18 protein-coding genes are annotated in these 20,309 nt (G+C 47.1%); 4 read left to right on the top strand and 14 right to left on the bottom strand.

The features are described from left to right. Positions 1 to 4: 4 nt before the first annotated feature. The 4 genes from BST85_RS10110 to pyrH form a co-directional block, all read right to left on the bottom strand. Positions 5 to 952: a hypothetical protein gene (locus BST85_RS10110; protein WP_104813127.1), complete on the bottom strand. Its 948-nt coding sequence runs from the start codon at positions 950 to 952 to the stop codon at positions 5 to 7. After that, positions 949 to 1,269, bottom strand: coding sequence for a hypothetical protein (locus BST85_RS10105; protein ID WP_104813126.1), 321 nt, complete (start codon positions 1,267 to 1,269; stop codon positions 949 to 951). Before BST85_RS10105 ends, BST85_RS10110 begins: the two co-directional genes overlap by 4 nt. An 80-nt stretch (positions 1,270 to 1,349) precedes the next feature. Beyond that, a complete protein-coding gene (gene frr / locus BST85_RS10100) occupies positions 1,350 to 1,904 on the bottom strand; it encodes a ribosome recycling factor (protein WP_104813125.1) in 555 nt (184 codons plus the stop codon). Positions 1,905 to 1,955: 51 nt separating this feature from the next. Next, a complete protein-coding gene (gene pyrH / locus BST85_RS10095) occupies positions 1,956 to 2,663 on the bottom strand; it encodes a UMP kinase (RefSeq protein WP_104813124.1) in 708 nt (235 codons plus the stop codon). 107 nt (positions 2,664 to 2,770) lie between these two features. Between pyrH and BST85_RS10090 the strand changes: the two genes are divergently transcribed. Further along, on the top strand, positions 2,771 to 3,487 hold the full coding sequence (locus BST85_RS10090) for a spondin domain-containing protein (RefSeq protein WP_181040004.1): 717 nt from the start codon (positions 2,771 to 2,773) through the stop codon (positions 3,485 to 3,487). Between the two features lie 63 nt (positions 3,488 to 3,550). On the opposite strand, the gene tsf is transcribed toward BST85_RS10090, so the two are convergent. The 7 genes from tsf to BST85_RS14255 form a co-directional block, all read right to left on the bottom strand. Beyond that, complete coding sequence (gene tsf / locus BST85_RS10085; RefSeq protein WP_104813122.1) at positions 3,551 to 4,372, bottom strand: translation elongation factor Ts; 822 nt, start codon at positions 4,370 to 4,372, stop codon at positions 3,551 to 3,553. A gap of 33 nt (positions 4,373 to 4,405) precedes the next feature. Then, the gene (gene rpsB, locus BST85_RS10080; protein WP_104813121.1) at positions 4,406 to 5,206 is read right to left on the bottom strand and encodes a 30S ribosomal protein S2; all 801 of its coding nucleotides are present in this window, start codon (positions 5,204 to 5,206) and stop codon (positions 4,406 to 4,408) included. Between the two features lie 157 nt (positions 5,207 to 5,363). After that, a complete protein-coding gene (gene rpsI, locus BST85_RS10075; RefSeq protein WP_104813120.1) occupies positions 5,364 to 5,750 on the bottom strand; it encodes a 30S ribosomal protein S9 in 387 nt (128 codons plus the stop codon). A 2-nt stretch (positions 5,751 to 5,752) separates the two neighbouring features. Beyond that, positions 5,753 to 6,208 (bottom strand): 50S ribosomal protein L13, encoded by a 456-nt coding sequence (rplM, locus tag BST85_RS10070; protein ID WP_104813119.1) that lies wholly within the window; start codon positions 6,206 to 6,208, stop codon positions 5,753 to 5,755. 157 nt (positions 6,209 to 6,365) lie between these two features. Beyond that, entirely contained in the window at positions 6,366 to 7,796 is a 1,431-nt protein-coding gene (locus BST85_RS10065) for a T9SS C-terminal target domain-containing protein (RefSeq protein WP_146090703.1), read from the bottom strand. A gap of 28 nt (positions 7,797 to 7,824) precedes the next feature. Beyond that, positions 7,825 to 9,228, bottom strand: coding sequence for a kelch repeat domain-containing protein (locus BST85_RS10060; protein WP_146090702.1), 1,404 nt, complete (start codon positions 9,226 to 9,228; stop codon positions 7,825 to 7,827). A 285-nt stretch (positions 9,229 to 9,513) separates the two neighbouring features. Then, the gene (locus tag BST85_RS14255; RefSeq protein ID WP_181040003.1) at positions 9,514 to 9,846 is read right to left on the bottom strand and encodes a hypothetical protein; all 333 of its coding nucleotides are present in this window, start codon (positions 9,844 to 9,846) and stop codon (positions 9,514 to 9,516) included. A gap of 263 nt (positions 9,847 to 10,109) precedes the next feature. Between BST85_RS14255 and BST85_RS10050 the strand changes: the two genes are divergently transcribed. After that, positions 10,110 to 12,770, top strand: coding sequence for a DUF5916 domain-containing protein (locus BST85_RS10050; RefSeq protein WP_104813115.1), 2,661 nt, complete (start codon positions 10,110 to 10,112; stop codon positions 12,768 to 12,770). Here BST85_RS10050 and polA read toward each other — a convergent pair. Beyond that, entirely contained in the window at positions 12,767 to 15,082 is a 2,316-nt protein-coding gene (polA, locus tag BST85_RS10045; RefSeq protein ID WP_425427898.1) for a DNA polymerase I, read from the bottom strand. The two genes, BST85_RS10050 and polA, sit on opposite strands and share 4 nt — an antisense overlap. Next, on the bottom strand, positions 15,049 to 15,600 hold the full coding sequence (locus BST85_RS14785; RefSeq protein ID WP_425427897.1) for a 5'-3' exonuclease: 552 nt from the start codon (positions 15,598 to 15,600) through the stop codon (positions 15,049 to 15,051). The genes polA and BST85_RS14785 overlap by 34 nt, the downstream gene beginning before the upstream one ends. A 99-nt stretch (positions 15,601 to 15,699) precedes the next feature. Here BST85_RS14785 and BST85_RS10040 point away from each other — a divergent pair, with 99 nt between their 5' ends. Next, positions 15,700 to 16,635, top strand: coding sequence for an isoaspartyl peptidase/L-asparaginase family protein (locus BST85_RS10040; RefSeq protein ID WP_104813114.1), 936 nt, complete (start codon positions 15,700 to 15,702; stop codon positions 16,633 to 16,635). On the opposite strand, the gene BST85_RS10035 is transcribed toward BST85_RS10040, so the two are convergent. Then, entirely contained in the window at positions 16,636 to 17,493 is an 858-nt protein-coding gene (locus BST85_RS10035) for a cyanophycinase (protein WP_104813113.1), read from the bottom strand. An 85-nt stretch (positions 17,494 to 17,578) separates the two neighbouring features. On the opposite strand from BST85_RS10035, the gene cphA reads away from it, so the two are divergent. Continuing rightward, positions 17,579 to 20,218: a cyanophycin synthetase gene (gene cphA, locus BST85_RS10030; RefSeq protein ID WP_104813112.1), complete on the top strand. Its 2,640-nt coding sequence runs from the start codon at positions 17,579 to 17,581 to the stop codon at positions 20,216 to 20,218. Positions 20,219 to 20,309: the final 91 nt, after the last annotated feature.

Raw genomic sequence — 20,309 nt, 5'->3', positions numbered from 1 at the left:
AGTGTTATAATTTCAAGTAGAATGTGAACTTGAAGGAAATGTTATCCTCAAAATCAGGTAAGTAGTAAGCCCCGTATCGGTAGGCGAAGGACAGGCCAAAACCGAAGAGAATCCGGTTGAGTTCTACACCGGTTTCATTGTAAAGATGATCCAGGGTATTGAACGGAATTCCAAGATGTCGTTCCGGATTGTCCAAGCCTCCTATCGCATGGCGGGTGATAAATACCAATTCTGGTTGAAATGTATCCGAGAGGTAGAAACGCCTTAGACTGTGTTTCAGCTGTAGGGTGGCCAGCTTGCTGGAAAAGAATTCACCGAAGTACATGGTTTCAAAACTCCGTCGTCCCGCTATTGAAAAACGTTGTAAGATCTCGTCTTTGGTGGGACTGTTGGGGTAGGCGTGCATTAGGTGGGTAAGGGGGGCATCTCCTAATATCCAGGAACCTTCCAGTAGAACCTGGGAGGACGAAAGATTTTGTCTCTTGATGTAATAATCAAACTTCAACCCAAATTTGGTGTAGCCAAAATCACCTTGCCAGACATTTTTGAACGCTTGGGTGACCTGGGCACTGATCTTGGGCAGACCGTCAAAATACTCTATCCTTCCGTCGTCCAGTGTAATAAAATCCGTTCTCGGGCTAATACGCAGAGCCAGCGTTCCTTCGGTTATATAATAACTACTCAGGATCTCACCGTTTTCGAACTGGTAAGCATAGTCCTCTAGTTGTTCCACTTTATTCCTGCGTACATTGAAGACTCCAAAAACCTTGCTGGAGAATTCACGCTGTAAGGTGCCTTCCCACATTCTATTTCGGTAGAATTGTGTAATATTCAGTCTACGTGGCTCAAATACGGAATAGACACGGGCATCTGTCTGGAACTGATAGGAGCCCAATTCATAGATCTCCTTGAAATAATAAAAACTAAGCCAGGTGCTCCGCTCTTTGTTCAAGCGGATACTTGCCCCAAACTGTATTTGGTGGCGTCGTCCTTCACACTTTTTGCCCAATAACCACCGATCTTAAAGTTTTCGAACAAGCGTTCATTGGTGGTACCACCAATTCCAAAACGAAATCCTTCATAGTTGTTATACCTGATGAAGGAACGAAGATCCACATCAAAAAAATAGAGGGGGTAAAAACCGGTGATAAAGGGGCTTGATTTTTCCTTGGTCTGTACTGTGGAGACACTGTCTGCAGGGGTCGTGGTCTGGGCCCAACACAAAATCGGAAATAGGAAGACGAAGAGACGACAGAGGATCCTGCGCATTAGCGGGGAAAGGTGATTATTGATGTAAAGGTAAAAATAAAGCGGCTCAAAGGCCGCTTTAGTATACAGAGGATAAAATTTTAAACGGTCATGATCTCCTTCTCCTTGGAACCCAGAATCTGATCGATCTTGGTCACATAGGAATCTGTCATTTCCTGAATGTCGATCTCGGCATTGCTTTTCATGTCCTCCGACGCATCCACTTTCTTGATCTCGTTCATGGCCGTCTTGCGGTCGTTTCGTACCCCGACCTTGCTTTCTTCAGCTTCGGCTTTAGCCTGTTTGCTCAGTTCGCGGCGTCTTTCCTCTGTCAGCGGAGGGACATTGATGATCACACTCTCACCGTTGTTCATTGGGTTGAATCCCAAATTGGCCATGTGAATTCCACGCTCGATCTCCGGAATCAGGGTCTTTTCCCAAGGTTGAATGGAAATGGTCATCCCATCTGGCGTATTGACATTGGCGACCTGGTTCAGTGGAGTAGGACTACCGTAATAATCTACCATAACACCAGATACCATAGACGGAGAAGCCTTTCCGGCCCTGATATTAGCCAGGCGTTTTTCCAGGTGAACAATAGCGTTGTCCATGGCTTCCTTGGCCGTGTCTAAAATGAATTGAATCTCTTCGTTCATCGGAATAAAATTATATCAAAAAGCAGCCTGATCGGGCCGTTCTGCTCTAATTTACAAATTTACTTTGGTTCCGATCCGTTCTCCGGAAACCACTTTGAGTAAATTACCTCTGGTGTTCATATCGAATACGATGATGGGAAGTTCGTTCTCCTGACTCAAGGTAAACGCTGTAGTATCCATCACCTTCAACCCTTTTTGGAGGACATCATTGAAGGTAATGTCGTCAAATTTGGTGGCGTTGGTGTCCTTTTCCGGATCGCTGGAATAGATCCCGTCCACCCGGGTTCCCTTAAGGATCACATCAGCACCGATCTCTATGGCCCGCAATACTGCAGCCGAGTCTGTTGTGAAATAAGGGTTTCCTGTCCCACCACCGAAGATCACCACACGACCTTTCTCTAAATGCCTGACAGCCCTTCTTCTGATAAAAGGTTCGGCCACTTCATTGATCTTGATAGCGGATTGAAGGCGGGTGTCGATACCTTCATCTTCCAGCGCACTCTGCAAGGCCAATCCGTTGATGATTGTGGCCAACATACCCATGTGATCACCCTGGACGCGGTCCATTCCGCGACTGGCTCCGGCAATCCCTCTGAAAATATTTCCTCCACCAATTACAATAGCTACTTCAACCTCCCGATCTGTCAATTGTCTGATCTCCTGGGCATACTCCTGAAGCCTATTGGGGTCGATTCCGTAGTTCCGATCTCCCATTAGTGCTTCGCCGGAAAGTTTGAGTAAAATTCGCTTGTATTGCATGCTCTAGCCGTTTTGCGCAAAGATACTTATTAAATGGAAAATTTTTTCTTCAAAATATTGTTAGTAATATAGCCAAAGCTTAATAGTAAGAATGAAATATTGATATGATGAGAAAACTGTTTTTAACCCTCTTTGTGATGAGTATGGTCCTTTACGGATGCGGATCTGACGATAGTTCAGGAACCCCTCCCACGGACGATACCACTGACGATAACGGAGGTGGTCCAACTCCCTCGGCTACCTACAGAATAACATTTAGGCCTGATTTTACGGCAGACAACTTCCCGGATGATTATCCGGATAATCCTAGATTCTCTGAGATTCTGGTCGCAGTTCACGCCACCAATTCCCATATTTTCCAGGAAGGTACTCAGGCGTCGGACGGAGTAAAGGCTGTGGCCGAAACAGGAGATACAGCAGTTTTGGTCAATGAGCTGAGTGCTCAAGGCGATGACGATACAATACTGTTCTTGGTCACGGTTGCCGGCAGTGATGGTGGTCCCACGGACGAACAAGCTGTCACGGTGACCATCGATCCGGAGAAAACGTCTATTAGCTTTATCAGTGGATTATCTCCAAGTCCAGATTGGTTCGTTGGAGTAGATGCTCAGAGTCTGGTTTCAGGTAACACCCTGGTGGAAGAACTGGAGGTCAACCTGGTTGCCCTGGATGCGGGAACAGATAGTGGTTCAACCTACACTTCTCCCGATGAGCCAACCGATCCTCCCGGTTTGATCACAGAGATCGATACGCCGCCTCTTGGAAACAGTTCTGGTCTGTCTTCCATTATTGGAACTGTCAGGATCGAACGGACAGATATTTAAAAACTTCAAGGCATAAAAAAAACCCCGGAATTTCCGGGGTTTTTTAGTTATGCTTGGTTTTGTTTAGCTCAGGGCTACACGCTCAAAACCAACAACTTTTACATCACCGATAGTTTTCACGTAATCGGCAACGCTTTGTTTATTGTCCTTGATGAAAGCCTGGTTTACCAGGGTATTATCCTTAAAGAAACGCTTCAGCTTTCCTTTGGCGATATTGTCCAGCATAGCCTCTGGCTTTCCTTCCTGACGCAGTTGATCTTTGGCGATCTCGATCTCTTTATCGATCACGGCCTGGTCAACACCAGTTTCGTCCAGAGCGACCGGGTTCATGGCAGCAGCCTGCATGGCAACGTCCTTGGCCACAATAGCGGCACCATCTGTAGATTCAGACAATCCTGTAACCACGGCGATCTTGTTCCCAGCGTGGATATAAGACCCTACGAAAGGAGCTTCCAAGGTTTTGTAGGCTCCGATCTCGATCTTCTCACCGATCACTCCAGTTTGCTCTGTCAGTTTTTCCTGAACAGAGATCCCGTTGAAATCAGCAGCCATAAATTCGTCCTTTGAAGAAGTCTCCAAAGCCAACTCGGCAAGTTGATGTGCCAGGTTTACAAAGTCTTCGTTCTTGGCAACGAAATCAGTTTCACAGTTCAAAGAGATGATGACACCTTTGTTCAGCCCATCATTCACTTTGGCGATAACGGCCCCTTCGCTACTATCGCGATCGGCACGTTTGGCGGCAACCTTTTGACCTTTCTTACGAAGGATCTCGATGGCTTTGTCAAAGTCTCCATCGGCTTCGACCAAGGCCTTCTTACAATCCATCATTCCGGCTCCGGTAGCCTTTCTCAATTTATTTACATCAGCGGCGGTGATATTTGCCATTGTACTATGAATTAAATGATTATTAGATCCAGTTTATTCTTCTTCGCTTGAAGCTACAGCAATAGGAGCAGCAGCAGTGCGCTTACGGGCAGTTTTAACCTCGGCACCTTCGCTGGCAACAGCAGCTTCAGTCTCTTTCTCAGCCTTTCGCTCTTTCAATCCATCGACGATGGCATCAGAAACACTAGATACGATCTTGGCGATCGACTTTCCTGCATCGTCATTGGATGGGATCACGTAGTCCACCTGGCGTGGGTCACTGTTGGTATCCACCATAGCGAAAATGGGGATGTTCAGCTTTTGGGCTTCCTTCACAGCAATGTGCTCACGGGTGATGTCCACTACGAAGATGGCTCCAGGCAATCTGTTCATGTCCGAGATGGACCCTAGGTTCTTCTCTAGTTTTGCACGAGTACGGTCTACCGCCAGACGCTCTTTCTTAGAAAGGGTGTTGAAGGTACCGTCCTGTTTCATGCGGTCGATGGAAGACATCTTCTTTACCGCCTTACGGATGGTAACGAAGTTGGTCAACATCCCACCTGGCCAACGCTCTGTGATATAAGGCATGTTTGCCTTTTGAGCATTCTCGGCCACGATGTCCTTGGCTTGTTTCTTGGTAGCTACAAAAAGGATCTTACGCCCACTGGCGGCGATCTTTTTTAGCGCTTCTTCAGCCTCGGCCAATTTAGCCGATGTCTTGTACAAGTTGATGATGTGAATCCCGTTGCGCTCCATGTAGATATAAGGCGCCATGTTCGGGTTCCATTTGCGGGTCAGGTGTCCAAAGTGAACCCCTGCGTCAAGTAATTCCTTGACTTGTTCGTTGTTTGCCATTTTAAATTTAGTTTACGTTCCTGTTTCAGTTAGCAACCGTTCCGAAATCGGACTTGGTTTGGATGCTAAACTAATTTCCGCCTGAGCGGATAACAGCTTAATGAATAAAAAATATAAAGAACATAAGTGCCGCCGCAAGCGACGGCACTTGGTAATCTTAACGTTTAGAGAACTGGAATTTCTTCCGAGCTTTCTTCTGACCGAATTTCTTTCTTTCGACCATTCGCGGATCACGCGTTAGTAATCCTTCTGGCTTCAAGATGCCTCGATTCTCCTCGTTCAGTTCGCACATGGCGCGAGAGATAGCCAGACGAACGGCCTCTGCTTGTCCGGTTACTCCACCTCCGTATACATTGACCTGGATATCGAAGTTTCCTTCGTTGTTGGTCAGTGCAAGTGGCTGCTGAACTTTGTACCGTAGGGTAGGAGTCGTGAAATAGTTATCAAACTCCCGCTTGTTTACGGTGATATTTCCTTTGCCTTCACTCAGGTATACCCGGGCAACGGCTTTCTTTCTTCTTCCTATCTTGTGAATAGTCTCCATCGTTACTTGATCTCGTTAAGGTTAATTGCACGTGGCTTTTGGGCTTCCTGCTTGTGCTCGGCACCAGCGTAAACCTTTAGGTTGCGGAAAAGTTCTGCTCCCAGTTTGTTCTTGGGAAGCATTCCTTTAACGGCTTTCTCTACCAAACGAGCAGGGTCTTTGTCGTAAAGCTCCTGGGCGTTCAGGCTGCGCTGTCCACCTGGATATCCGGTGTGTCGGATATAGGTTTTGTCTTGCCACTTATTCCCGGTCAAGTTGATGTTAGCAGCGTTGATCACTACTACGTTGTCCCCACAGTCTACGTGAGGTGTGAAGTTTGGCTTGTGTTTTCCACGAAGCAACTTGGCCACTTCACTGGCAAGACGACCCAATGTCTGGCCGTCCGCATCGATCAACAACCACTCCTTGTTTACGGTGTTTTTGTTGGCCGACACTGTTTTGTAACTCAATGTATCCATGACATTTAGTTTTTTGTCAATTGTTTATAAATCATTGTTGTCCCTAAAAAGGGCTGCAAATGTACGACTAATAGTTTGAAAAACAATGCCCCGGATTTTCTTTTTACGAAGCGAATAACCAGGGCATGAATATGAATTTATTTAGACTCCGAGCGGATCAATAGAGGGCACTCATAACCACTACCCAGAAATCGAATCCACCCTTAGAGGCAACTGTTTTGTCTCCATCTTCGGAAGCATTGGAAAACCCTGCCAGGACATAGTTGTTTCCTGAGGCGCGTTTGACGATTCTTAATTCATCTATTTGTGAGGTGCCTAAGACATTTTGTCCAATGATTGCTCCTTCAGAGTCCAGCTCTATAAACCAATAGTCTCTTTCGCCACGACCAGGCACCGTTTTGTCATCGGATATTCCGGACTGGGACCAACCTCCAACTACATATCCTCCGCTATGCGATTCTGATACCGCATAGCAAAAATCGTCTACGGAGCCACCGATCAGTGAATTCCATTCTTCCGTTCCGGACGAATTAATCTTGACGACCCAGTAGTTAGACCCCAGAAGTTGCTTTTCACTGGACCGGTCGAAATTGGAAAATGAGGTTCCGCCAATCAAAAATCCACCATCGGAAGTTTGAACCATGGATTCTAAGAATTCCCAATTATTGCCACCGAAACTTGCATCCCAAACCACATCCCCATTTGCGTTAATTTTGACCAACCAATAGTCGTAGCTGCCATGATTCACGGCGGTTTTATCAAAACCAGGTTGAGATTGGGACCAGCCTCCAAGTAAATATCCGCCGTCATTAGTCGCTACCATTGCCTGTAGGTGATCTTCGTCAGAACCACCAATGGTGTTCTCCCATTCTATGTTTCCGTCTACGTCTAGTTTGAGAACCCAATAATCGAATAAGCCAGTATCGCCTATGGTTTTTTCCGATTTGTGTTCTGAGGCCCCAGATTGCGAAAGCCCTCCGAGTACGAGACCACCATCCGGTGATTCAACAATGGATATTAATCTATCAATATCACTGCCGCCCAGGGTCTTTTGCCAAATCTCCTCTCCATTGGCCGAAAGCTTTACGATCCAAAAATCACTGTGCCCAAGATTGGGTTCAAGTTTGTCTCCGGAGATTCCCGAATTGGAGTACCCGCCGACTAAAATTTCTCCCTCGGTTGTTTCTGTGACCGTATAGGGCGCGTCCCCAAAGGAACCGCCTAAGGTTTTATCCCATAGGATGTCCCCGGAAGAATTTGTCTTTATCAACCAGAAGTCACTGTCATCTATGCCACGAGAATCTTCTGTTTTATCTCCGGAGGCGTCAGAAACAGAAACCCCTGCAAATATAAAGCCGTTGTCTCGTGTAACGATTAGATCCTGCAAGCGATCTCCATCGTTTCCACCGTAGGAATTCTGCCAGATTATCAGATCGGCGATTGGCACAGTACTCTCTTCCTCATTCTGAGAAGTATCATCGCTATTATCATCTGGTGTTGGTTCGGGATCGTCCGAGCTGCAGGCTATGGTTAGCATGAAAAATAGAAAATAGAGGCTGGTTTTGATGGTTTTATTTATTGAAATCATGATGTTATTGGTTTTAAGTTGATGGATATTATTCTACAGGAGATTGATAGGCATGCGTGATCAAGCCATTGGGACCCGGCAGGTTTTCATGGAATAGGGTGTAGATGGAATCATCGGTTACCTGAATATTGGCTATTCGCATGTTTTGCCATTCAGGAACATTGAGTTCGATCTCTTTAAAACTCTGGTCCTTGGTGTTGAAAACGGCTATGAAGTTGACTGTATTTTCAACGTCTCCATTTACCACAACCTTAGCTCCTGCCAGGTAGATCAAATGCTGATAAATGGCCGTTCGGACCCGTCCAATTCGGAAGGGCGCATTGGAGGTCTGAAGATTCGCGTTGTCGATATCGTACTTTTCGATCTTGTTACTTCCGATGGAATCAAAGCCGAATCCACCAAAGATATAAAGGACATTATCGACTATTTCACCATCCACTTCGTAACGCGGCTCGTCTAAACTTTCCAGTATGTTTACTTGATTACTGTTGGTGTCGTATTGAGCAATTTGAAATTGCTGGTTGTCGTTTAGATAGCCTCCGAATAAATAAAGCGCGTCGTCTACTGCAGCAGAGCCGTACTTAAAGTTCACATCATTCACCTCAAAATTGACATCGACCGCTTGCAAGTCCAGATCGAAGGTCTGGTAGAAGATTCCGCCCAAGTTAAAGAGGGTTTCATTGTATAACTCCAGGTGCATGGAAGGGTGGCCGCCGGCATATGGATAAAAAATACGATCTAACTTATTGGTCGATATATCATAGGACACCATGGTTGGATCATCTACTTCCGGAATTCCGGAATTACTTGCATACAGGCTGTTCCTGGCTCCAGAATATCGAAATCCGGACCAAATACTAGTCTCTGCAAAACTGAACAATTCCTCTGCCTGATCAATAGATACTGGACTGGTCGCATAGTCCGAGGTGGTTTTGGCCTTTAATACGGCATTGAAAATAGCGCCATCTTCTAACCGAATTACGGCATTTACCCGATTGAGCTCAGGACTAAGTTGGAAGGACATCTCACCGCTTTGGTCCTGAAAGGTCCGGTTGGCCGATTGATCTTCAGATAAAGATGATAAGCTGGAAGACACGCGGTTGTCGCTTAAAAACTCAGGAAGGTTTTCGGCCTTTGGATTAAACCCAAATCCTTGGATCCATTTAAGTTCGATTTCGCTTCCGTTGGCGATGAATACATATTCGTCGTCTACGGCATTGAATGCTGAGGTCACCGAGAGGTTATCGACGGATTGGTTGCTCAAACTTGCAGATTCGATACTCCAAGTCTTACTGGAACCATCGGTTAGGGCTTGAATGAGCTCTGCCAGGTCGGTTTGATCTTGGTTATTGTCATCGTCGCTACTACAGGAGGTAAGAAGAGTTAACATGCATAGCAGCATAGTGCCAAAGCGGGTGTTAGTTGATTTCATAATCTAATTGGTTTTTAATTGCGTGGTAAGCTGCAAGGCGTATGCCAAAACGGGCGGTAACGGTAACCTCCGACAAAGGTTTACTCTGCTGGATCAATCAGATTTTAGGGAAGAATTGACAAGACTGCATGATTTTAAGTTGATTCTAATAAGAAATCACCGGAACAGCTCCCCTTAAATAAAAATCAAAAAGGCCCAATCAATTTTCAAAGTAGTGAAGCTAGGTTGCGCTAAATAGGGTAATTTGAAAGAATTCTCCCAGGAAATTTTGGGTAGAAACCACATTTAATCCTTCAAAAAGGATATTCGTGTGATTTTGGTGACCGCTAGATCTTCTACTTCACCATTGGTGCGGAACCTGATCTGGTAACCGTTTCCAGTTCCCCCTATCGACATGCGTAAACTGTTGTTGTCCGCTATGGTCAATAGCAAGACCGATGCGGTATATCTACCTGAACCCAGGTCTACTTGCGAGGCACGATGCTGCGCATTGGTCTCGAAAGAGCTCGACGGATTGGCCAGTGAGATCTGTATGGTTGTCCAAATACCGACCTGTGCGAAGAGGCCAAATTGAATTAACCCAAGGAGGGCTATCAAATAATATCTTTTTCTAAGCATAGTCATCGAAGATCCGATGTACGACATTTTCAGTTGAAACTTAATCGGTTCATTCTCATCGGGTTTTTGATTAGGAGTCCAATTAATCGACAATCGGTAACTCAAATGTGGGTTTATGCCGATAAGGGTTAGAAAGTTGATGTAATTCAGTGTCCTAGGCAATAAAAATGATTCCGTTAAAATTCTCTTAATTAACGGCCTGTTGTGTCACTAAGTAAGAAAAGGGAGGTCTCTTAAAATGACAACTCATCAATCTAACCACAATGACCCATCGTTTATTGGCGCTGTTTCTAATGGCGTTTATTCCGCTTACCCTCTGGTCGCAGGACGAGACCAATCCCTATCCAAAAAGATCCTATACCACTACTTCCATTCAAGGCCAAACCATCAAGATTGATGGAGTTTTGGACGATGAAGCCTGGAATGCGGTCGAGTGGACTTCGGACTATGTGGAGTTCCAGCCTGATGTTGGAACAGAACCCTCCCAGCAGACTAAAATGAAGATCGTGTACGACGATAAGAATTTGTATGTGGCCTTTTATTGTTTGGAAAGCGACATGAGTAATTTAGAACGCCGACTGGGCCGACGGGACGATTTCCCAGGTGATTGGGTAGAGATCAACATTGATAGTTACAACGACGACCGTTCCGGATTTTCATTTACGGCTTCTGTGTCTGGTGTTAAGGGTGATGAGTTCATTTCAGACAATGGGAATTTTGACAGTAGTTGGAACCCCATCTGGTACCTGGCTACCAGCATACAGGAAGATGGATGGATAGCCGAGTTTCGTGTTCCACTGAGTCAATTGCGATTTGGAAATGACGAGGAGCAGGTCTGGGGGATTCAATCCACCAGAAGATATTTTGCCAATGAGGAACGCTCACTTTGGCAGCCACTTCCGGCCAACCCTCCCGGTTGGGTCAGTGAGTTTGGTGAATTGAGAGGACTGATCGGTCTAAAGCCTCAAAAGCAATTGGAGATACAGCCTTATACGGTTGCACAGTTAGATACCTACGAAGCAGAACCGGGAAACCCCTTCCGCGATGGAAGTGACCCGCGCTTGACCGGAGGACTGGATGCCAAGATCGGGGTGACCAATGACCTCACCCTGGATTTGACGATCAACCCGGACTTTGGGCAGGTGGATGCAGATCCTGGTGCCATTGCCCTTGATGGTTTTGAGATCTTTTTTCCGGAACGGCGTCCCTTCTTTGTAGAGAATAAGAACGTGTTTGACTTTCGGGTCGGTGGTGGAGCGGACAATGTGTTCTTTTCGCGTCGTATTGGACGTCCTCCCCAGGGCGGGACTTCCGTGGACCCATCCAAGGGAGAGTTCCAGGACATACCAGCTTTTACGACCATTTTAGGTGCGGCCAAGTTTTCCGGGAAGACAAAAGATGGTTGGGCGATAGGAGTACTGGAGAGTGTCACGGCCGAGGAAAAAGGAGAGATCGAGCTCTCGGATGACCCGGAATTCATTGCAGGTCTTCCTGAAGTTGGGGAAGCCCGGGAAGAAGTTGTCGAGCCTCTCACCAACTATTTTGTCGGTCGGGTACAGAAGGATTTCAACGATCGGAACTCCTATGTGGGAGGGATCATGACCTCAACGGTCCGAAGAATGGATCCCAACGTCTCATTCCTTAGAAGCCATGCCTATTCCGGAGGGATCGATTTCAGGCACAATTGGAAGGACCGAAAATACTATGTAGAAGGAACAGGGATCTTAAGCCATGTTCGGGGAAATCCCGAGTCCATACTCAGGACCCAGACATCGCTGACTCACCTCTTTCAGCGAGTAGATGCCGGCCATGTCGAGGTAGATCCTACCCGGACCAGCATGACCGGTACAGGAGGGCGTTTTGAGATCGGTAAAGGTGGAGGAGGAGACTGGCGTTATAATGTGGGTGGAAACTGGCGTTCTCCGGAACTGGAGCTCAATGACATTGGTTTTCTCAGACAGGCTGATCAATTCCGGCAGTACGCCAACGTCCGCAGACTGTGGAACAACCCGACCAGTTGGTACCGTCAGGCCAATTTGAGTTTAAACCAATTTACTGAGTTTGATTTTGAAGGGAATTACAATCGGATCCAATATGAGGTGAACGGTTATATGAACTGGAAGAATAACTGGTGGTCCGAATTTGGGTTTGGTCACAAACCCAGGATTTTCACCAATACCTTTTTAAGAGGTGGCCCACGCTGGCGCTTTTCCGACGAGAATTTCTTCTACTTCTTCTCCGGGACCGATAGCCGGAAGAAATTCAACATGACCTTGGGCTATGTTCATTCGGATGCCAAGGAGGATGCTTTTGCCTTGAGACGTTATGTGGTCAGGATGAGGTATCAACCTCTGAACGCATTGAGCTTGTCGCTAAACTTTGAATACCAGGAGAACCCGAACAAAACGCAGTATGTTACTGAAAGCAGTTTTGATGGAACTCCGAGGTACATACTCGGGAATATTCAGAACGAATCCCTGAGCACCACCCTGAGGGTCAATTACAACATCAACCCCAACATGACCATTCAATATTATGGACAGCCGTTCATCTTTAAGGCTAATTTTTCGGATTTCAACTATGTGAACGATCCAATCGCAGAGGGACTGAACGAACGGGTTACCCTGTACGACAACCAGCAGATCAGTTTTGAAGATGGTGTTTATTCCGTAGATGAGAACCGGGATGGAACCACGGACTACGCTTTTGGAGATCCAGATTTTGCCTTTGTGCAGTTTCGATCCAATATGGTATTCCGATGGGAGTATATTCCGGGGTCCGAGATATTCCTGGTATGGTCACAAGGGATCACCGGTCTTGGTGATGTCAATGATAGCTTTGGGACCATCATTCAAGATGAATTACTGGGTCAGCGACCGCAAAATACCTTCTTGCTGAAGGCTACTTACCGATTCGTGTTCTAGTGGGCTTCCAGCCAATTCTGGCCTGTTCCAACATCGACCACTAAAGGAACTGCCAACTCATAGGCCGATTCCATTTCCGACCGGATCATCTGGGTGACCGAATCTAACTCCGGTTTGAAGGTGTCGAATACCAATTCGTCATGCACCTGCAACAACATTTTGGTCTGAAAGGATTCACTTTCCAGACGCTTGTGGATGTTGATCATGGCAATCTTGATGATGTCAGCCGCACTTCCCTGTATGGGTGCGTTGACGGCGTTTCGTTCGGCCGCTCCACGGACCACGGCATTCCGGCTGTTGATGTCTTTAAGGTACCTGCGGCGGCCCAATACGGTCTGTACATAGCCATTATCCCGCGCAAAATCGACCTGCTTGGTCATATATTCCCTCAATCGGGGATAGGTGGCGTAGTAGGTGTCTATCAGTTCCTTAGCCTCTGTTCGAGACAGGTCGGTCTGATTGCTTAGACCAAATACGGACACCCCATAAATGATCCCAAAATTGACCGTTTTGGCGTTGGCTCGCTGTTCCCGACTCACTTCTTCTAAGGGAACCCCAAACACCCGCGCGGCTGTGGAAGCGTGAATGTCCTCACCCTTTTTAAAGGCCTCGATCATGTTCTCTTCCTCACTAAGGGCAGCGATGATCCGTAATTCGATCTGGGAGTAATCCGCCGCTAGTAGAATATGATTGGTGTCCCGAGGGACAAAAGCCTTGCGCACTTGTCGGCCTCGCTCTGTCCGTATGGGAATGTTCTGCAAATTCGGATTGTTACTACTCAACCTACCGGTGGCGGCAACGGTTTGCATATAGTCTGTATGCACTCTCCCTGTGGCCGGTTCAACCTGTTGGGGCAAGGCGTCCACATAAGTGCTTTTAAGTTTCGAAAGGCCGCGATATTCCAAGACATCGTTTACGATCTTATGATCCTTCCTCAAGCTGGTCAATACATCCTCTGCTGTAGAGAACTGCCCGGTTTTCGTCTTCTTAGGTTTGTCGATCAATTTCATCTTACCAAAGAGGATCTCTCCCAATTGGCGTGGAGACGCAATGTTAAATGTTTCTCCTGCTGCTTCATAGATCGATTGCTCGAGTGACAGAATATCTTTATCCAGATCGGTGGACAATCCGCCAAGAAAGTCAACATCCAAACGGATACCTTCCAGTTCCATGTCGGCAAGCACGCGAAGTAAGGGGATCTCGATGTCCGTAAATAGGCCACGTGTATCGGCCTCGTCCAGTTCTTTTTCGAAATGCTGCTTCAATTGCCAGGTGATATCGGCGTCCTCCACAGCGTATTCCGTCTGTTTGGCCAGGGGAACATCTCGCATACTGAGCTGATTCTTTCCTTTTTTACCGATGAGCTCAGTAATGGAGATAGGCGTGTAATTTAGGTAGGTCTCGGCCAGGATCTCCATATTGTGGCGCATATCCGGATTGATCAAGTAGTGAGCCAGCATGGTATCGAAAAGAGATCCTTTGACGTGAACGCCATATTGGGCCATTACCTTGATATCGTATTTTAGATTCTGCCCCACTTTTTGAATTTCTTCCGATTCAAAGAACGGCCTCAATTGTTCAATTGCTTGGGTCGCTTCATCCTCTTCTTCTGGTATGGGGACGTAATATCCTCGGCCAGACTCCCAGCTAAAAGCGATTCCGACCAATTTTGCCGTCAACGGATTTAAACCCGTGGTTTCGGTGTCAAAACAAACGGCTGTTTGCTTCATTAATTTTTTTAGAAAGAACTCCGTTCCCAAGCCTGTTGGAACAAATTGATAGAAATGATCTACGCTCTGAGAGGTCTCACGGCTGCTAAAAGTCTTGATAGTCGATTCCACTTCACCTCCAGAATCGAACAGGGAGAATTGACCAGATCCTGCTGTGGGTTGGGCAGCCGGTTTTTTTACAGTTTCTTCTTTAGTGCTGGCCTTATGCTCTGAAGAGTCGTTTCCAAAGGTATTCACCAGGTTACGGGTAAGCTGCCGAAATTCCAGATCCTCAAAAACGGAGATCACAGCCGGTAGATCCGGTTGATTCAGTTCGAAATCGGTGGCATCAAATTCTACCGGAACATCCAAGATAATGCGGGCCAATTCCTTGGAGAGCATTCCCAATTCTTTGTTGGCCTCTACCTTTTCTTTCATCTTACCCTTCAACTGATCAGTATTCTCCAAAAGCCCTTCCATACTGCCAAATTCCTTGAGAAATTTCTTGGCTGTCTTTTCTCCAACACCGGGTAATCCAGGGATGTTATCGGCACTGTCCCCCATCATTCCTAAGTAGTCGATGACCTGCTCCGGCCGTTCCACTTCAAATTTGGCTTGTACTTCCGGTACCCCCAGGTCTCGTATCCTCCCCCGAAAACCGGCCGATACATAAAGATGTTTTCGGAAACCAATTGGGCGAAGTCCTTATCTGGAGTCACCATAAAGGTCTTGTAGCCTTCTTTTTCAGCCTTCTTGGCCAGTGTGCCGATCACATCGTCGGCTTCAAAGCCTTCCTTGACCATGATCGGGATATGCATGGCTTTTAATATCTCATGGATGTAAGGAACTGCTATCCGGATGGCCTCCGGTGTTTCATCCCGATTGGCCTTGTATTCCGGGAACATCTCGTTTCTGGCTACACTACCTCCTTTGTCAAAGCAAACAGCCAGGTGATCAGGTCTTTCTCTTTTGATAACATCTAAAAGGGAATTGGTAAACCCTAAGATGGCAGATGTGTCCAGTCCTTTACTGTTGATCCGAGGGTTCTTGATAAAGGCGTAGTATCCCCTGAAAATGAGGGCGTATGCATCCAGGAGAAAGAGTCGTTTTTGTTCGGCCATAATGGGATAGGAATATTCGTTTAAAACTACAAAACTTCCTGTCCTTGTTCTAATTTATTGATGGGCAATTTGTATTTTTCCGGCACAATTCCAGGTCCTATGAAGAACCCATTTTCTATTGCCATTCACGGTGGAGCAGGCACCTTGCTCAGGGGGCAGATGACTCCAGAGTTGGAGCAGCGTTACAAGCAGGCATTAACGGATGCCTTGGACCAAGGATTTGCTATTCTGGAGGTGGGCGGAACTGCTTTGGACGCCGTTCAAAGAGCCGTTTGTGTCTTGGAGGATAGCCCACTTTTCAATGCAGGCAAAGGCAGTGTCTTTACCGCAAACGGAGGCCACGAAATGGACGCGGCTATCATGTGCGGTAAGGACTTATCGGCCGGAGCTGTATCCCTGGTAGAGGGAGTGCGGAATCCAGTTGTACTTGCCCGGGACGTAATGGACCACTCTGAACATGTTTTCCTGGCCGGGGCCGGAGCCATGGAGTTTGCCAAACAACGCGGACTACAGTTTGAAGAACCGGATTATTTTTTCGATCAACTCAGATACGACCAGTGGCAGGAGATCAAGGATTCCGATCATTTTCAGTTGGATCATTCCGTTTCCAAGGATCACAAATTTGGGACCGTAGGCGCGGTTGCTTGCGATAGGGATGGCCATGTTGCAGCGGCCACTTCCACAGGGGGCATGACCAATAAGAAATGGGGTCGGGTTGGAGATAGTCCGATGATCGGTGCGGGCACCTATGCCAACGACCAAACCTGTGCGGTGAGTTGTACGGGCAGTGGAGAATTCTTTATTCGCGGTGTTGCGGCCTATGACGTTTCCTGTTTGATCGAACTAGGTGGAATGGATCTGGCAAAGGCCTCTGATGTTGTGGTGAACCAACGCTTGCTCGATATAGGTGGAGATGGCGGACTTATTGCGGTCAACAACCGGGCAGAGGTCAGCCTACCTTTTAATACAGAAGGCATGTATAGAGGATTCAAAAAATCGACCGGGGAATCCCAAATAGCGATCTACAAGGACTGATCAGACAAAGGGTGCATCCACAGGAAGCACTTTGATGGTTTTCTTTTTGATGTTGAACCGATCTCCATTGGCCAGAACATGGGTCTTTAGGTTGGTCAAAGACATAGGGGTTCCGGTTTGTAGGATCTTCTGATTGTTGTGCTTGATCTTCCGGGGATCAAAGACAATGACCATCCCAGAACCGATCACCTCGAAGGTAGTTCCTTGACTGATCACCAATCCGGTATCTTCTGCAAGCCCTACGCCAAGAAGATCAGGATGAATGGCAACAGCTTCCGCCAATCGTCCAAATCGGCCTCTACGGATAAAGTGGGAATCGATGATCAGTTTGGGAATAAAGCCCATTCCCTCGGTCATTTTTACTGCACCTTTAACAAATGCCTCTGTGCTACTGCCACCAGCAATCATCTCTTCAGACATACACATGGCACCCGCACTGGTGCCGGCAATCACCAAGGGTTCGTTTTGAAATCGTTCCGAGAGAATTTCATGTACTGGGGTGTTGGCGATCTTTTCGGTGATCTTGGACTGGTTTCCTCCCGAGAACATCAGGCAATTAGCCTCTTTGACCAACTGGATATTCTCTTCCTTAAAGGATGCTTCCCTATCTCTGATATCCATTACTTTGACATTGGAACAACCTAATTTTCCAAATGCTTCCAGGTAATTTGCAGCAACTTCATCAGGTATGCTTGACGCGGTTGGAACAACTACAATTGAGGCATTCGGACCGCCACTCTCACGAACCACACGGGACAGAATTCCCTCTTCGATATATTCAAGTTTGTATTGTTCGTGGGTTTCAATTCCTTTGTCCTCATTCCCCCCTATCGGGATCAGTGTTCCTGCTACCTGCATACCTTAGTTTTGTCGGATTCAAAAATAACCTTTTTGTACTAGAAATTATGGTATCTTTAAGTCTTTCACCTGCAATAAAACCACTATGAAAATACGGGAAATCAACGCCATGAGAGGACCTAACTACTGGTCCGTGCGTAGACACAAATTGATTGTGATGGTTCTAGATCTGGAGGAAATGGAACAACGTCCTTCAGATACCATTGATGGATTCAAAGACAGGCTTGTCGCCATGTTCCCCACCATGTACTCTCACCGTTGTTCTGTGGGAGAACCGGGAGGTTTCTTTCAACGGGTAGAAGAAGGAACCTGGATGGGACATATAATCGAACACATAGCTTTAGAGATCCAAACACTCGCCGGAATGGATACCGGTTTTGGCCGTACCCGAGGTTATGGAGAGGAAGGGGTTTATAATGTGGTCTTTTCTTATATAGAAGAAAGCGTTGGGCGTTATGCGGCCAAGGCTGCGGTACGTATTTGTGAAGCACTGATTGAAGGTGAAGACTACGACCTCGAGCCGGACATACAGGAGATGCGGGAGCTTAGAGAAAAATATCGTTTGGGCCCAAGTACAGGCTCTATTGTAGAGGAAGCTGTCAGTCGTGGCATTCCGTGGATACGACTTAATCAGTATTCTTTATGCCAATTGGGTTATGGGGCCAACCAGAAACGCATACAGGCTACAGTTACCTCAGAGACCAGCAGCATAGGCGTAGAACTGGCTTGTGATAAGGAGGACACTAAGTATCTCCTGGAGCAAGCTGAAGTCGAAGTGCCTAGAGGGGATATAATCTCCAGGGAGAGAAGCCTGGAGGAGGCCTGCCGTTATGTGGGTTACCCGCTGGTGATCAAACCCATAGGGGGTAATCATGGAAGAGGAATAACCGTTGATATCCAAGACTACGACTCTGCAGTCAAAGCCTTTCACGCTGCGAAAGAGGTATCCAGAAGAGTGATTGTAGAGAAATTCATTACCGGCGAAGATTACCGGTTGTTGGTGATCAACAATGAGTTTGTTGCGGGTGCCAAGCGGACGCCGGCTCATGTGATAGGCGATGGGAAATCGACCGTACGGGAGTTGGTCGATGAGGTCAACAAAGATCCTCGTCGTGGTTACGGGCACGAAAAGGTACTCACCCAGATCACCATCAACGAGTTGACCAAAAAGATACTGGAGGATGCAGGGTATACAGAAGATTCAGTGATCTCCGAAGGAGAAATGCTAATTCTGAAGGACACAGCCAACCTCAGTACAGGAGGTACAGCCGAGGATGTAACGGATATCGTCCACCCGGCCAATGTTTCCATGGCAGAGCGGATCTCCAAGATAATCGATCTAGATATTTGTGGAATCGACATCATGACCACGGATATCAGCAAACCACTGGCCGAGACTGGAGGAGCAGTTTTGGAGGTCAATGCAGGCCCTGGGTTCAGAATGCACCTGGCACCGACCACAGGATTACCGCGAAATGTGGCCGCCCCTGTTGTAGACAAGCTTTTCCCTGTACAGGGAGATACGGGTAGGATCCCCATTGTGGCTATCACAGGAACCAATGGAAAGACAACGACCAGCCGCCTCATCGCCCATATGGCGAAAATGAGTGGCCACAGGGTGGGATATACCACTTCAGATGGGGTTTACATTCAGAACCGACTACTGATGAAGGGAGATTGTACCGGTCCTGCCAGTGCAGAATTCGTCCTGAAGGATCCAACGGTCAATTTCGCTGTACTGGAGTGTGCTCGTGGTGGTTTACTCAGAGCCGGTCTCGGATTTGCTAATTGTGATGTGGCCGTGGTGACTAATGTTGCAGCCGATCACCTGGGATTGAAAGGGATCCATACCGTGGAGCAGTTAGCCAAGGTCAAAGGAGTTGTTCCAGAGACCGTGCTTCCCGATGGTTATGCGGTACTGAACGCGGACGATGACCTGGTCTTCGGGATGCGACGAGGGATCGATTGTAACCTGGCACTATTCTCTATGGATGAGAACAATCCCAGGGTACAAGCATTGCAACGCAAAGGAGGGATCACTGCTGTATATGAGAATGGCTATGTAACCCTTTGCCGCGGTAAATGGAAAATGCGGATCATGAAGGCCGATCAAATTCCGCTCACCTATGGAGGGAAGGCCAAATTTATGATCCAAAATGTGCTGGCTGCTGTTATTGCCGCCAATGTACGCGGGATCAGTATCGAAGATATGAAAGCAGCTTTGCGAACATTTTTGCCTTCTGCGGATCAGACTCCTGGCAGGCTGAACCTTTTCAAGTTTGAGAACTTCCAGATCCTGTTGGATTATGCCCATAACCCGGCCGGGATGAGAGCCTTGCAGAAATTCACCAACGAATTAGACGCGACGGTCAAGGTAGGGATCATTGCTGGGATCGGAGACCGGAGAGAGGAGGATAACAACGAGATGGGACGCATAGCAGCCGAGATGTTCGACGAGATCATTATCAGACAGGATAAGCATCTGCGCGGAAAGACCGAAGAGCAATTGATCTCCATGCTGGATGCCGGTATCAAGGAGAAAGATCCACAGAAAAAGACGACCATCATCCCTTCGGAAAGAGAGGCCATTACCCACGCGGTCAGCAACGCCAGGAAAGGCTCCCTGATCATCCTGTGCTCGGATGTGGTGCCCGATGCCCTGGATCTGGTGAAGGAATTCAAAGAGAAAGAGACCTCTGGGGAAATGGTTTTTGCACAGAATTAGTCTCAAAAAATAGAAAAGTCACCACAGAGTGATGACTTTTCGCCCCAAATTTGATCGATCCCGTAAGGGATCAACCTACTTATGTAACACA

Source organism: Aureitalea marina, assembly GCF_002943755.1.
GTDB lineage: Bacteria > Bacteroidota > Bacteroidia > Flavobacteriales > Flavobacteriaceae > Aureitalea > Aureitalea marina.
The sequence above is the reverse complement of the archived record's forward strand: the minus strand, read 5'-3'. Positions and strand labels throughout refer to the sequence as shown.

Bases quoted from the DNA above. Each gene is read 5' to 3' on its own strand.
- BST85_RS10105 (WP_104813126.1), bottom strand. From the start codon at position 1,269: ATGCGCAGGATCCTCTGTCGTCTCTTCGTCTTCCTATTTCCGATTTTG.
- frr (WP_104813125.1), bottom strand. From the start codon at position 1,904: ATGAACGAAGAGATTCAATTCATTTTAGACACGGCCAAGGAAGCCATG.
- pyrH (WP_104813124.1), bottom strand. From the start codon at position 2,663: ATGCAATACAAGCGAATTTTACTCAAACTTTCCGGCGAAGCACTAATG.
- BST85_RS10090 (WP_181040004.1), top strand. From the start codon at position 2,771: ATGAGAAAACTGTTTTTAACCCTCTTTGTGATGAGTATGGTCCTTTAC.
- tsf (WP_104813122.1), bottom strand. From the start codon at position 4,372: ATGGCAAATATCACCGCCGCTGATGTAAATAAATTGAGAAAGGCTACC.
- rpsB (WP_104813121.1), bottom strand. From the start codon at position 5,206: ATGGCAAACAACGAACAAGTCAAGGAATTACTTGACGCAGGGGTTCAC.
- rpsI (WP_104813120.1), bottom strand. From the start codon at position 5,750: ATGGAGACTATTCACAAGATAGGAAGAAGAAAGAAAGCCGTTGCCCGG.
- rplM (WP_104813119.1), bottom strand. From the start codon at position 6,208: ATGGATACATTGAGTTACAAAACAGTGTCGGCCAACAAAAACACCGTA.
- BST85_RS10065 (WP_146090703.1), bottom strand. From the start codon at position 7,796: ATGATTTCAATAAATAAAACCATCAAAACCAGCCTCTATTTTCTATTT.
- BST85_RS10060 (WP_146090702.1), bottom strand. From the start codon at position 9,228: ATGAAATCAACTAACACCCGCTTTGGCACTATGCTGCTATGCATGTTA.
- BST85_RS14255 (WP_181040003.1), bottom strand. From the start codon at position 9,846: ATGCTTAGAAAAAGATATTATTTGATAGCCCTCCTTGGGTTAATTCAA.
- BST85_RS10050 (WP_104813115.1), top strand. From the start codon at position 10,110: ATGACCCATCGTTTATTGGCGCTGTTTCTAATGGCGTTTATTCCGCTT.
- BST85_RS14785 (WP_425427897.1), bottom strand. From the start codon at position 15,600: ATGGCCGAACAAAAACGACTCTTTCTCCTGGATGCATACGCCCTCATT.
- BST85_RS10040 (WP_104813114.1), top strand. From the start codon at position 15,700: ATGAAGAACCCATTTTCTATTGCCATTCACGGTGGAGCAGGCACCTTG.
- BST85_RS10035 (WP_104813113.1), bottom strand. From the start codon at position 17,493: ATGCAGGTAGCAGGAACACTGATCCCGATAGGGGGGAATGAGGACAAA.
- cphA (WP_104813112.1), top strand. From the start codon at position 17,579: ATGAAAATACGGGAAATCAACGCCATGAGAGGACCTAACTACTGGTCC.